10 protein-coding genes are annotated in these 13,244 nt (G+C 50.5%); 6 read left to right on the top strand and 4 right to left on the bottom strand.

Annotation, left to right across the window (positions count from 1 at the left end; translation table 11 throughout):
- Positions 1–21 precede the first annotated feature (21 nt).
- From J4617_RS15955 to J4617_RS15945, 3 genes are all read right to left on the bottom strand, one after another.
- Positions 22–630, bottom strand: a complete 609-nt coding sequence (locus tag J4617_RS15955; protein WP_000766677.1) for a glutathione S-transferase — start codon at positions 628–630, stop codon at positions 22–24.
- A gap of 97 nt (positions 631–727) precedes the next feature.
- Positions 728–1,864: an HlyD family secretion protein gene (locus tag J4617_RS15950; RefSeq protein WP_017466032.1), complete on the bottom strand. Its 1,137-nt coding sequence runs from the start codon at positions 1,862–1,864 to the stop codon at positions 728–730.
- A 2-nt stretch (positions 1,865–1,866) separates the two neighbouring features.
- Positions 1,867–2,229 (bottom strand): DUF3302 domain-containing protein, encoded by a 363-nt coding sequence (locus tag J4617_RS15945; RefSeq protein WP_000479642.1) that lies wholly within the window; start codon positions 2,227–2,229, stop codon positions 1,867–1,869.
- A gap of 533 nt (positions 2,230–2,762) precedes the next feature.
- Between J4617_RS15945 and mtlA the strand changes: the two genes are divergently transcribed.
- The 3 genes from mtlA (at position 2,763) to mtlR (ending at position 6,635) form a co-directional block, all read left to right on the top strand.
- Entirely contained in the window at positions 2,763–4,679 is a 1,917-nt protein-coding gene (gene mtlA / locus J4617_RS15940; protein WP_000093287.1) for a PTS mannitol transporter subunit IICBA, read from the top strand.
- A gap of 220 nt (positions 4,680–4,899) precedes the next feature.
- Positions 4,900–6,048 (top strand): mannitol-1-phosphate 5-dehydrogenase, encoded by a 1,149-nt coding sequence (mtlD, locus tag J4617_RS15935; RefSeq protein WP_000645383.1) that lies wholly within the window; start codon positions 4,900–4,902, stop codon positions 6,046–6,048.
- The gene (gene mtlR, locus J4617_RS15930; RefSeq protein WP_000193201.1) at positions 6,045–6,635 is read left to right on the top strand and encodes a mannitol operon repressor MtlR; all 591 of its coding nucleotides are present in this window, start codon (positions 6,045–6,047) and stop codon (positions 6,633–6,635) included. The genes mtlD and mtlR overlap by 4 nt, the downstream gene beginning before the upstream one ends.
- 9 nt (positions 6,636–6,644) lie before the next feature.
- On the opposite strand, the gene J4617_RS15925 is transcribed toward mtlR, so the two are convergent.
- Entirely contained in the window at positions 6,645–6,854 is a 210-nt protein-coding gene (locus J4617_RS15925; protein ID WP_001062559.1) for a hypothetical protein, read from the bottom strand.
- A 290-nt stretch (positions 6,855–7,144) separates the two neighbouring features.
- Here J4617_RS15925 and J4617_RS15920 point away from each other — a divergent pair, with 290 nt between their 5' ends.
- The 3 genes from J4617_RS15920 (at position 7,145) to sadA (ending at position 13,065) form a co-directional block, all read left to right on the top strand.
- Positions 7,145–7,507: a YibL family ribosome-associated protein gene (locus J4617_RS15920; protein ID WP_000665687.1), complete on the top strand. Its 363-nt coding sequence runs from the start codon at positions 7,145–7,147 to the stop codon at positions 7,505–7,507.
- 487 nt (positions 7,508–7,994) lie between these two features.
- Positions 7,995–8,678: a DUF3251 domain-containing protein gene (locus tag J4617_RS15915; protein WP_000549457.1), complete on the top strand. Its 684-nt coding sequence runs from the start codon at positions 7,995–7,997 to the stop codon at positions 8,676–8,678.
- A gap of 43 nt (positions 8,679–8,721) precedes the next feature.
- Complete coding sequence (sadA, locus tag J4617_RS15910; protein ID WP_001079582.1) at positions 8,722–13,065, top strand: trimeric autotransporter adhesin SadA; 4,344 nt, start codon at positions 8,722–8,724, stop codon at positions 13,063–13,065.
- Positions 13,066–13,244: the final 179 nt, after the last annotated feature.

Raw genomic sequence — 13,244 nt, 5'->3', positions numbered from 1 at the left:
CTCAGGCGGACATAATGCGCGTCAAGCCTTTGGCGCTTCGGTGCGGGCAAAGCTTTCGCGTTGAAAAAGCGTTTCGACCAGTTTGACCAGGTGGGGGCGGCTAACACACCAGCCGGGCGCGACCCGGCGGAAGTTGAGATAGCCTACCGCACAGGCAATCGCGATAGTCGCCAGATTGACCGTATCCGTTTTTAGTGTCCCGTCGCTCAGATAACTTTCGAGCATATCCAGGCTGCGGTTGATTTTTTCCCGCTGGCGCAACAGTTCCGTTTCCGATTGTTGCGCCGCCGGGCGCGCCTGTTCGCGTACAGAAACCAACGCTGCATCCATAATGCCGTCAGCCAACGCTTCAAGCTGGCGAACTTTAAGCGCTGCCATCGGGTCACGCGGGAGCATCGCTGGCGCGATATCCAGCAGCTCAATATATTCCGCGATGATCGGCGAATCGAACCAATACTCGCCCGCATCGGTGACCAACGCGGGTACTTTACCTAACGGGTTATAGCGCGCCACCCCGCTATCCGCGTTGTAGGGAAGTTCATTCACAAATTCGAAGGTGATGCCCTTTTCCAGTAACAGAATCGAAATTTTACGCACAAAAGGGCTGGTATAGCTGCCAATGAGTTTCATGCCGGGTCCTTTTTGCCAACAAAAAAGCGGTGCCCAATGATAGTGGGGCACCGCTTAGTATGGCTCAGGTCACTGAAAATGGCAGGTGATGACGGTCTCAATGATCCAAATAAAGGTAATGCATCCAACTGGTCATGCGCAGCAGTACTTTACGCATTACCGACACGTGGGCGAAATGGTCGGAATAGACTGCGACCTGGGCATAGATACCGTCCGGCAGCGCATCCACATCGGCATTCGGATCCAGCTCAATCGTGGCCAGCACGCCATCGGTACCCGGCACCACCGTTAAGGACTGTAATGCGCCCTGCGCCTGATAAGAACCACCCGCAACGACAGGAAGAATACTGGTCAGCTTGCCGGTGAAAATCTGACCAGGCAGCGCGTTAAACACCACTTCCGCTTCATCGCCTGGTTTAAGGCGCAGCAGCGAGTTCTGGCGGAATTGCGCCACGATTTGCCGTTTTTGTTCAGGAATAAACACCATTACCGGACGCAAAGGTAATGCTGCTGCGTAAGTCCCCGGACGAATTAAAATCTGCGTGGCATAACCGTTGCTGGGGGCACGAACTACCGTCTGTTCAAGATTGTATTTAGCCTCGGCAAGCTGGGCACGTAGGGACGCAACCTGAGATTGCTCACCGTTGACCATACTGTCTAATTGGCTCTGAATCTGCGTCTGTTCTGCAACCGAGCCTTTGACCAGCGCATCCTGTGCCAGATAGTTTTGCCGAGCATTATCGATATCGCTTTCAGAGAACGGGTTAACTTTCGCCTGACTGCCTTTCAAATAGCGTTGATAATCTTTATACAGACGGTCACGTTCAGCAGATACACGGGTGGTATTGGCGACCGCTTCCGACAACTGTGCTTTCAGGTTGTCGATGTTGTGCGTAGCGGTAACCAGATCAGCCTGCAGCCTGTCGACACGCGCCTGATACCGTACCGGATCGAGCTTAAACAGCACATCACCTTTTTTAATTAGCTGATTATTTTTATCTGTTACCTCACTAACAATTCCTGTGACTTGCGGAGTGACCGGAATTGAAATAACCGCTTTTTGCGCCGTAAAAGTATACGGGTGGTTATAGTTCATTAATAAAATCAATCCCGCAACAATGAACACCCCACCTAATGCAGCGGTAGCAAGCGTCCATTGGTTTACCGGAATACGGAATATTTTAAAAATGGCCCAGGCAAAGGCCACATAGGTCAGGACTATCAACAAATCCATGATTAAATCTCCGGAAAGGTGGAGTTATCGTTTTTTTTCTCCCCATCCAGTCTTTTTTCCAACTGGGTGATTCGCGCTGCCAGCGCGGCAATCTCAGGGTCTGACTCCTTTCCGGTCGGTGTGATGTGTGACTGCATTCCCCATCCCTTTTCAGGCTGGTAGAGCGTGGCCCAGATCCACAGGAACGGCCAAATAACATGAAGAGTGAACAGGCTCACCCATCCCGCAGTATGGATGGCATCGGCATGGGGATGGTTACGTTTTTTAGCCATGTTATAGGGAATATCGTGAATGGCGATGATTCCGTAAAACAGAACCAGAAAAACGAAGATCAGCACGCCCAACGCGAAATAATTTAGAAACATGCCTGCCTCGAATTCACGCTAATTAGAGTTTTTTATGCCGGCAGCCGTATGCACCCTGGCTGATGTTTTGAACATAACTGCAGTTTGGGGTTTTCGCTATACCACAAAATAAATATTTTTTCTGGTGAGAAGTTGCTTTGTTTTGCAATAAAAAATGTCGGGGGTAGAACCTGCCGCAGATCACATCTGCTCAAATCCAGATGAAAATAATTTGCGATCCACATCACAAAAATTCAACAAACAGCAAAACCAAAAATGTGAATCAGTTCACATTTAATCCTCATTTGCAGCGAATTATTGCACTGTGATGTTTTTTTGTACCGTTATTTTGTGATTAAAATCACATTAACTAACGCCATACACCCTATATTTACGTGACGAATATCACATAAAAGACCGTCGACTGGACAGTTGAACGATTCAGTGCCAGATTGCGCAGTATCTACACTACAGGGTCCGGCTACCTCTGCCGCTACATTAACAAACCTCGGGCTTTCAGCCTGCGCGACAGCAACATAAGAAGGGGTGTTTTTATGTCATCCGATATTAAGATCAAAGTGCAAAGCTTTGGTCGATTCCTCAGCAATATGGTGATGCCTAATATCGGCGCGTTTATCGCGTGGGGTATTATCACCGCATTATTTATTCCAACAGGGTGGTTGCCTAACGAAACGCTGGCGAAACTGGTTGGTCCGATGATCACCTACCTGCTGCCGCTGCTCATCGGTTATACCGGCGGTCGTCTGGTTGGCGGCGAACGCGGCGGCGTAGTGGGCGCTATCACTACCATGGGCGTTATTGTCGGTGCGGATATGCCGATGTTCCTCGGCTCGATGATCGCCGGTCCATTAGGCGGCTACTGCATTAAGAAATTCGACAGTTGGGTAGACGGTAAGATCAAATCCGGTTTTGAGATGCTGGTGAACAACTTCTCCGCTGGCATTATCGGTATGATCCTCGCCATCCTGGCGTTCCTCGGTATTGGTCCGGCGGTTGAAGTCCTGTCCAAAATTCTGGCGGCGGGCGTTAACTTCATGGTGGCGCACGATATGCTGCCGCTGGCGTCCATTTTTGTTGAACCGGCGAAAATCCTGTTCCTCAATAACGCGATTAACCACGGCATCTTCTCACCGCTGGGTATCCAGCAGTCCCATGAGATGGGTAAATCCATCTTCTTCCTGATTGAAGCTAACCCGGGTCCGGGGATGGGCGTCCTGCTGGCGTACATGTTCTTCGGTCGCGGCAGCGCTAAACAGTCTGCGGGCGGCGCGGCCATCATCCACTTCCTGGGCGGTATCCACGAAATTTACTTCCCGTACGTGCTGATGAACCCACGCCTGATTCTGGCCGTTATCCTTGGCGGTATGACCGGCGTATTCACCCTGACCATCCTGAACGGCGGTCTGGTCTCTCCGGCGTCTCCGGGTTCCATTCTGGCGGTACTGGCGATGACGCCAAAAGGCGCTTACTTCGCTAACATCGCTGCCATCGTGGCGGCAATGGCGGTCTCCTTCGTGGTTTCTGCAATTCTGCTGAAAACCAGCAAAGTGAAAGAAGAAGATGACATTGAAGCGGCCACCCGTCGTATGCATGACATGAAAGCGGAATCTAAAGGCGCCTCTCCGCTGGCGGCTGGCGACGTGACCAACGACCTGAGCCATGTGCGTAAAATCATCGTGGCTTGCGATGCCGGTATGGGTTCCAGCGCGATGGGCGCAGGGGTACTGCGTAAGAAAGTACAGGATGCAGGCCTGAGCCAGATCTCCGTCACCAACAGCGCCATTAACAATCTGCCGCCGGATGTAGATCTGGTCATTACTCACCGTGACCTGACCGAGCGCGCGATGCGTCAGGTACCGCAGGCGCAGCATATTTCGCTGACCAACTTCCTGGATAGCGGCCTGTACACCAGCCTGACCGAACGTCTGGTTGCCGCACAGCGCCACAATACTAATGAAGAGAAAGTACGCGACCATCTGAAAGACAGCTTTGAGGAGGGTGATAACAACCTGTTCAAGCTGGGCGCGGAGAATATCTTCCTGGGCCGTAAAGCCGCTAACAAAGAAGAGGCGATTCGCTTTGCCGGTGAACAACTGGTGAAAGGCGGCTATGTTGAGCCGGAATACGTCGAGGCGATGCTGGACCGCGAAAAGCTGACGCCGACTTACCTCGGTGAATCCATCGCAGTTCCGCACGGTACGGTAGAAGCGAAAGACCGCGTGCTGAAAACCGGCGTGGTGTTCTGCCAGTATCCGGAAGGCGTACGCTTCGGTGAAGAAGAAGACGATATTGCCCGTCTGGTCATTGGTATCGCCGCACGTAACAATGAGCACATCCAGGTCATCACCAGCCTGACCAACGCGCTGGATGATGAATCCGTGATCGAACGTCTGGCGCACACCACCAGCGTGGATGAAGTTCTGGAACTGCTGGCAGGTAAAAAAGCTTAACAGTTAAGTATCCCCAAAATAGTTCGAGCTGCAGGAAGGCGGCAACGCAGTGAATCCCCAGGAGCGTACATAAGTACGTGACTGGGGTGAGCGAGGAGAGCCAACGCATCTGCAGTTCGAAATATGAAGGCGATACCCTCTCCCTTGTGGAGAGGGTTAGGTTGAGGGAAAAGCCTCACCCCAGCCCTCTCGGGTAAAAACATTAATGAAGGTTAATACTATGAAAGCATTACATTTTGGCGCAGGTAATATCGGTCGTGGCTTTATCGGCAAATTGCTGGCTGACGCGGGGATACAACTGACGTTTGCGGATGTAAACCAGGTCGTACTCGATGCCCTGAATGCCCGTCATAGCTATCAGGTTCATGTTGTGGGTGAAAATGAGCAGGTGGATACGGTTTCCGGCGTCAACGCTGTCAGCAGCATCGGCGATGATGTTGTCGACCTGATTGCCCACGTTGATTTAATCACCACTGCCGTGGGCCCGGTGGTGCTTGAGCGTATCGCTCCGGCTATCGCTAAAGGGCTGGTAAAACGTAAGGCGCAGGGCGTGGATGCCCCGCTGAATATCATCGCCTGCGAAAATATGGTGCGCGGCACCACGCAGCTCAAAGGTCATGTGATGAACGCGCTGGCGGATGGCGATAAAGCCTGGGTTGAACAGCACGTTGGCTTTGTCGATTCCGCCGTTGACCGTATTGTGCCGCCTTCCGCTTCCGCCACCCATGACCCGCTGGAAGTGACGGTAGAAACCTTCAGCGAGTGGATCGTCGATAAAACCCAGTTTAAAGGCGCATTGCCGACCATTCCGGGGATGGAGTTAACGGATAACCTGATGGCATTTGTCGAACGTAAACTCTTCACGCTGAACACGGGTCATGCTATAACCGCGTACCTCGGCAAATTAGCCGGTCATCAGACCATTCGCGACGCTATTCTCGATGAGAGTATTCGCGCGGTGGTGAAAGGCGCGATGGAAGAAAGCGGCGCGGTGCTGATCAAACGCTACGGTTTTGATGCCGACAAACATGCGGCATACATTCAGAAAATCCTCGGTCGTTTTGAAAACCCGTATCTGAAAGATGACGTCGAACGCGTAGGCCGTCAGCCGCTACGCAAACTCAGCGCGGGCGACCGTCTGATCAAACCGCTGCTTGGCACCCTGGAATATGGTCTGCCGCATGTGAATCTGGTGAAAGGGATCGCGGCGGCGATGCATTTCCGTAGCGATGAAGATCCGCAGGCGCAGGAGTTGGCGGCTCTGATTACCGAAAAAGGCCCGCAGGCCGCGCTGGCGCAAATTTCCGGGCTGGATGCCAATAGCGATGTGGTGGCGGAGGCGGTTAACGCATATAACGCGACCAAATGACGCAGAACCCGGCGCAGGTTAGCCTGCGCCCAAATAACAGATTGTCAGATATGCAGGCAATAATGGAACAAACCCAGGCCTTTGAAAATCGTGTGCTTGAGCGTCTGAATGCTGGCAAAACCGTACGGAGCTTCCTGATTACCGCCGTCGAGTTATTGACCGAGGCGGTGAATATTCTGGTGCTCCAGGTGTTTCGCAAAGACGACTATGCCGTGAAATACGCTGTGGAACCGTTGCTGGATGGCGACGGGCCGCTGGGCGATCTTTCGGTACGTCTGAAACTTATCTATGGCCTTGGCGTACTCAGCCGCACCGAATATGAAGATGCGGAGCTGTTAATGGCGCTGCGCGAAGAGCTGAATCACGACGGCAATGAGTACGCCTTTACCGACGATGAAATCCTCGGGCCGTTTGGCGAACTGCACTGCGTCATGGCGCTACCGCCGCCGCCGCATTTTGATACGTCCGACGCGGCGCTATACGCCATGCAAATTCAGCGCTACCAGCAGGCGGTGCGTTCGACGATGGTCCTCTCTCTGACCGAGCTGATTTCTAAAATCAGCTTAAAAAAGGCCTTTCAAAAGTAAATCCCGCCGTTAACTCCTTTCTTCTTCTTTTGGTCGGTACAGCCGCCGGTAATATTCCAGACGCTGCAAATAAATGGGCGCGCTCTCCGACGGCACCTCGGAAGGAACATAATCACGCGGCGGCGTTTTATTCAGGTATTCACGGAACGCCTGGCTGGACGCCATAAAATCGACGGCTTTATCAATAAGAAGTGGTACGTTCTCACCTATTTTTGCCATGATAGATCCTCCATGTGGGACCCGCGTCTGACTCCCGCGGTCGCTTATTTGAGTTTAGGATCAATTTAGCGTTGTCATTGAGGAAAATGTGCTTAATCGCTTTTCTTGCCGACAAAAGGGCGCTTCATCTTTTCTTTCGACAAAAAGGATTTTATTCTCAACGAGATAATTAAATAATGAGCAGTGTAATACTTGCCATAATTGATTATCTTTACGTCATGAGTTGTGAAGAATCACTCACTGCGCGCATACTATAAGGTATCTATCCCATTTCTATCAGAAGCTATCCCATGAAAGAAGTTGAAAAAAACGAAATTAAACGCCTGAGCGATCGTCTTGACGCTATTCGCCACCAGCAGGCAGGTCTCTCTCTGGTTGAATCCGCCGATAAATACGCGGAGCTGGAAAAAGAAAAAGAGACGCTAGAAGCAGAAATTATCCGTCTGCGCGAAGTACACAGCCAGAAACTGAGTAAAGAAGCGCAGAAGCTGATGAACCTGCCGTTTCGCCGCGCGATCACTAAAAAAGAGCAGGCCGACATGGGCAAGTTGAAGAAAAGCGTGCGTGGCCTGATTGTTGTCCACCCGATGACGGCGCTGGGCCGGGAAATGGGGCTCAAAGAGATGACAGGTTTCGCGAAGAGCGAGTTCTAAACCTTCCGCATCCCAGGCTCTCAGGACACCCGTTGTACGGAGGATGTCTTGAGAGCATCGGGCTATATTCCGAATTTTTCATGGAAGTATTTACACCGATTATATACAAGTTCATTTTTAACGGTAATCCCTGCTTTTTCAGGATGAAAAATCCCACTATCGTGCCTGTTTGTATTTATACAATGAATTTTTTCATCCTCTTTTCTCATACCCCGCAGAATATGATTGACCCGCAAAATTAAATAACATTATCATCCCTGAAAAAAATCCCCATACATAAACATTATAATTATATTTTTATAAAGCATTGCTATGAGCAATTGATAAATAACGTCGGGTTTTTGCGCGCTTCTATAGAAGCGACGAATGTTTTCATTCTAACCATACGTTAATGAGTTATTGGCAATACTCGCTGAATGATGAGCTAGTTGTATAAATAACAGGTTAACTATTTATATTATATAAATTATTAACAAGGATATTTCATATGCACAAAAATGGAAAATTTATCCCCCTGCTTGCGTTGGGATTCACATTCTTTTTATCTGGTTGTGATTACTTCGCAGATAAACACCTTGTTGAAGAAATGAAAGAACAACAAAAAGAACAAGAAACAAAGATAAACCTGTTAGAAAAACAACAAAAAGAACAAGAAGCAAAGATAAATCTGTTAGAAAAACAACAAGCTACGATTATCAACACAACCAAAAAGGTCACCGAAGTCGTTGGCCGCGTTGAACGCAAACAACGGCTATTCGACTATACAGAACTGGACCCATCACAAACGCACTATTTTATTATTAACAACGGCAATATCGGATTAGCCGGGCGTATTCTATCTATTGAGCCAATAGATAATGGAAGTGTTATTCATCTTGATTTAGTTAACTTACTCAGCATTCCGGTATCAAACCTTGCGTTTAATATGACATGGGGTACGAAAAAACCTTCCGAGGCAAAAGATCTGCCTCGCTGGAAACAACTCCTGCTCAACACGAAAATGGACTCGACAATCGAACTCTTACCGGGAGCATGGACAAACGTCACGCTAACATTAAAAGGCGTATCGCCCAATAATCTTAAGTATCTAAAAATAGGTATTGACATGGAGAATGTCATATTCGACAGCATACAACCTATTAACGATACAAAAAAGAAGCCAAAAAAATAATAGCCATTGATACAATTATTTTAGAAAAGGAAATTACTCATTCATGAATAGAATATTTAAAGTCCTCTGGAATGCCGCTACGGGAACATTTGTTGTCACCAGCGAAACCGCAAAAAGCCGCGGCAAAAAAAACGGCCGCAGAAAGCTGGCGGTTTCCGCACTCATCGGTCTTAGCAGCATTATGGTTTCTGCGGATGCACTGGCCAACGCAGGAAACGATACAGGCGACGGCGTTACTCCAACGGGTACCCAGACTGGAGGAAAAGGGTGGATTGCAATTGGTACCGATGCCACAGCCAATACTTACACCAACGTTGATGGCGCAAGCGCCGCAATGGGTTATAAAGCCTCCGCGATGGGGAAATGGAGTACCGCCATTGGTTCCTACAGCCAGTCCACCGGCGACTCTTCGTTAGCGCTTGGCGTAAAATCGGTTTCAGCCGGTGACCGGGCCATTGCAATGGGCGCCTCATCCTCAGCCAGTGGAAGTTATTCAATGGCAATGGGCGTGTATGCCAATTCGAGCGGCGCAAAATCGGTTGCGTTAGGTTATAAATCTGTCGCGAGCGGAGCAACTTCCTCTGCATTAGGTTATCAAGCTACTGCGAGCGGCGACGACAGCGCTGCTTTTGGTAATGGCGCAAAAGCGATAGGCACCAACTCAGTTGCCCTTGGCTCGGGCTCTGTCGCCCAGGAAGACAATTCCGTCGCCGTGGGTAACAGCACCACTCAGCGGCAGATCACCTACGTTGCTAAAGGCGACATCAATTCCACCAGTACCGATGCCGTTACAGGTGCGCAAATTTATTCTTTAAGTCAATCCGTCGCCGACCGACTCGGCGGAGGGGCTTCCGTTAATAGTGATGGTACAGTGAATGCGCCCCTCTACGAGGTAGGCACAGGCATCTACAATAACGTAGGCAGTGCATTAAGCGCACTTAACACGTCTATCACTAACACAGAGGCCTCTGTCGCAGGATTAGCCGAAGACGCGCTGTTGTGGGATGAAAGCATCAGCGCCTTTAGCGCTAGCCACACGGGAAACGCCAGCAAAATCACCAATCTGGCGGCGGGTACCCTGGCTGCGGACAGCACCGATGCCGTTAACGGCTCTCAGTTGTTTGATACAAATGAGAAAGTGGATAAGAACACTGCTGATATCGCCACCAATACCGACAGCATTAACCAGAACACCACTGATATCGCTGCCAACACCACCAGCATCAATCAGAACACCACTGATATCGCCACCAACACCACCAATATCAACAGCCTGAGCGACTCCGTCACCACGCTCACCGATGATGCACTGCTTTGGGATGCAGCCTCTGGCGCATTCAGCGCTAAGCACAACGGAAGCGACAGCAAAATCACCAATCTGGCGGCGGGTACCCTGGCCGCTGACAGCACCGACGCCGTTAACGGCTCTCAGTTGTTTGATACAAATGAGAAAGTGGATCAGAACACCGCTGATATCACCACCAATACCAACAGCATCAATCAGAACACCACTGATATTGCCACCAACACCACCAATATCAACAACCTGAGCGATTCCATCACCACGCTCACCGATGATGCCCTGTTGTGGGATGCAGCCTCTGGCGCATTCAGCGCTAAGCACAACGGAAGCGACAGCAAAATCACCAATCTGGCGGCGGGTACCCTGGCCGCTGACAGCACCGACGCCGTTAACGGCTCTCAGCTGTTTGCCACCAACGAAAATGTGTCTCAGAACACCACTGATATCGCTGCCAACACCACCAGCATCAATCAGAACACCACTGATATCGCCACCAACACCACCAGTATCAACAACCTGAGCAATTCCGTCACCACGCTCACTGACGATGCACTGCTATGGGATGCAGCCTCTGGCGCATTCAGCGCTAAGCACAACGGAAGCGCCAGTAAAATCATCAATGTCGCCGCCGGGGACCTTTCTGAGGACAGTACAGACGCCGTTAACGGCTCACAATTGTATGAAACCAACCAGAAGGTGGATCAAAACACCTCTGCTATCGCAGATATTAATACGTCCATCACCAATCTTAGCTCTGACAACCTGAGCTGGAATGAGACAACGAGTTCGTTCTCTGCCAGCCACGGAAGTAGTACGACAAACAAAATCACCAACGTTGCTGCCGGGGAGCTGTCTGAAGAAAGTACCGACGCGGTTAACGGATCGCAGCTGTTCGAAACCAACGAAAAAGTGGATCAGAACACGACCGATATCGCCGCCAATACCACTAACATCACTCAGAACAGCACCGCGATTGAGAACCTGAATACTTCTGTCTCCGACATTAATACGTCCATTACCGGCCTCACTGATAACGCTCTGTTATGGGACGAAGACATCGGCGCTTTCAGCGCAAACCACGGTGGAAGCACCAGTAAAATAACCAATGTCGCCGCCGGGGCGCTTTCTGAGGACAGTACAGACGCGGTAAACGGCTCACAGTTGTATGAAACTAACCAGAAGGTGGATCAAAACACCTCTGCTATCGCGGATATCAATACGTCCATCACCAATCTTGGTACCGATGCACTGAGCTGGGATGACGAAGAAGGCGCGTTCAGCGCCAGCCACGGTACCAGCGGTACCAATAAGATAACCAATGTGGCTGCAGGTGAAATCGCCAGTGACAGTACTGACGCTGTTAATGGCTCTCAGCTCTATGAAACTAACATGCTGATTTCTCAGTATAGTGAATCTATTAGCCAACTAGCCGGCGATACCAGCGAAACCTATATCACGGAAAATGGTACCGGCGTGAAATACATCCGTACGAATGATAATGGGCTTGAAGGCCAGGATGCATACGCAACGGGTAACGGCGCAACGGCAGTAGGTTACGACGCCGTCGCCTCTGGCGCTGGCAGTCTGGCTCTTGGCCAAAACAGCAGCAGCAGCATTGAGGGCAGTATCGCTTTGGGCAGTGGCTCCACCTCTAACCGCGCTATTACAACCGGTATACGAGAAACGAGCGCAACAAGCGATGGCGTCGTCATTGGCTACAATACAACAGACAGAGAGTTGCTGGGCGCGTTGTCATTGGGGACGGATGGAGAAAGCTATCGTCAAATTACCAACGTTGCTGACGGCTCTGAAGCGCAAGATGCGGTAACAGTTCGTCAGTTACAAAATGCCATTGGTGCGGTCACTACTACACCGACCAAGTACTACCACGCAAACTCAACGGAAGAAGATTCACTGGCTGTCGGAACTGACTCACTGGCAATGGGTGCGAAGACCATCGTCAATGCTGATGCAGGTATTGGTATTGGTCTGAATACACTGGTGATGGCTGATGCCATCAACGGTATTGCTATCGGTTCTAACGCACGCGCCAATCATGCAAACAGTATTGCAATGGGTAATGGTTCTCAGACCACTCGCGGCGCACAGACTGACTACACCGCCTACAACATGGACACACCGCAGAACTCTGTCGGTGAGTTCTCTGTCGGCAGTGAAGACGGCCAACGTCAGATCACTAACGTCGCGGCGGGTTCGGCAGATACCGATGCCGTTAACGTGAGTCAATTGAAAGTAACGGACGCGCAGGTTTCCAGGAATACCCAGAGCATTACTAACCTGAATACTCAGGTATCGAATCTGGATACCCGCGTCACCAATATCGAAAACGGCATTGGCGATATCGTCACTACCGGTAGCACCAAGTACTTCAAGACCAACACCGATGGCGCAGATGCAAATGCCCAGGGTGCGGACAGCGTCGCGATTGGCTCTGGCTCTATTGCTGCCGCTGAAAACAGCGTGGCGTTAGGCACAAATTCCGTCGCAGATGAAGCTAATACTGTGTCTGTCGGCTCTTCTACTCAACAACGCCGTATTACCAACGTTGCCGCAGGGGTGAACAACACTGACGCGGTTAATGTGGCGCAACTGAAAGCCTCAGAAGCAGGCTCCGTGCGTTATGAAACCAATGCAGATGGCTCGGTTAACTATAGCGTGCTCAACCTGGGAGACGGGAGTGGCGGCACCACTCGGATCGGCAATGTTTCAGCGGCGGTGAATGATACGGATGCGGTTAACTATGCGCAATTGAAACGCAGCGTCGAAGAAGCAAACACCTATACCGACCAGAAAATGGGTGAAATGAACAGCAAAATCAAAGGGGTAGAAAACAAGATGAGCGGCGGTATCGCTTCAGCGATGGCGATGGCCGGTCTGCCACAAGCCTACGCCCCGGGCGCCAACATGACCTCGATTGCTGGCGGTACGTTTAATGGTGAAAGTGCCGTCGCCATTGGTGTCTCCATGGTAAGTGAAAGCGGGGGCTGGGTGTATAAATTGCAAGGAACCAGCAACAGCCAGGGCGATTACTCTGCAGCTATTGGCGCGGGCTTCCAGTGGTAATGAAGTAACAACACTCCCGACATCAAAGGCAATGGCATTATGCCATTGCCTTTTCACTTCCCTTTGTTGTCCCCACCCCTTGATTGGCCCTACCAATTTTAGCCCGTTACCACTACCCACTCACATTTCATTAAATTAACTCTACAATACCGTTGCCAATAAATAACATCTGGTTAACT

The sequence above is a fragment of the Salmonella sp. 32010601201800023SM genome (genome assembly GCF_017572235.1).
In the GTDB taxonomy this organism is placed as follows: Bacteria; Pseudomonadota; Gammaproteobacteria; order Enterobacterales; family Enterobacteriaceae; genus Salmonella; species Salmonella enterica.
The sequence above is the reverse complement of the archived record's forward strand: the minus strand, read 5'-3'. Positions and strand labels throughout refer to the sequence as shown.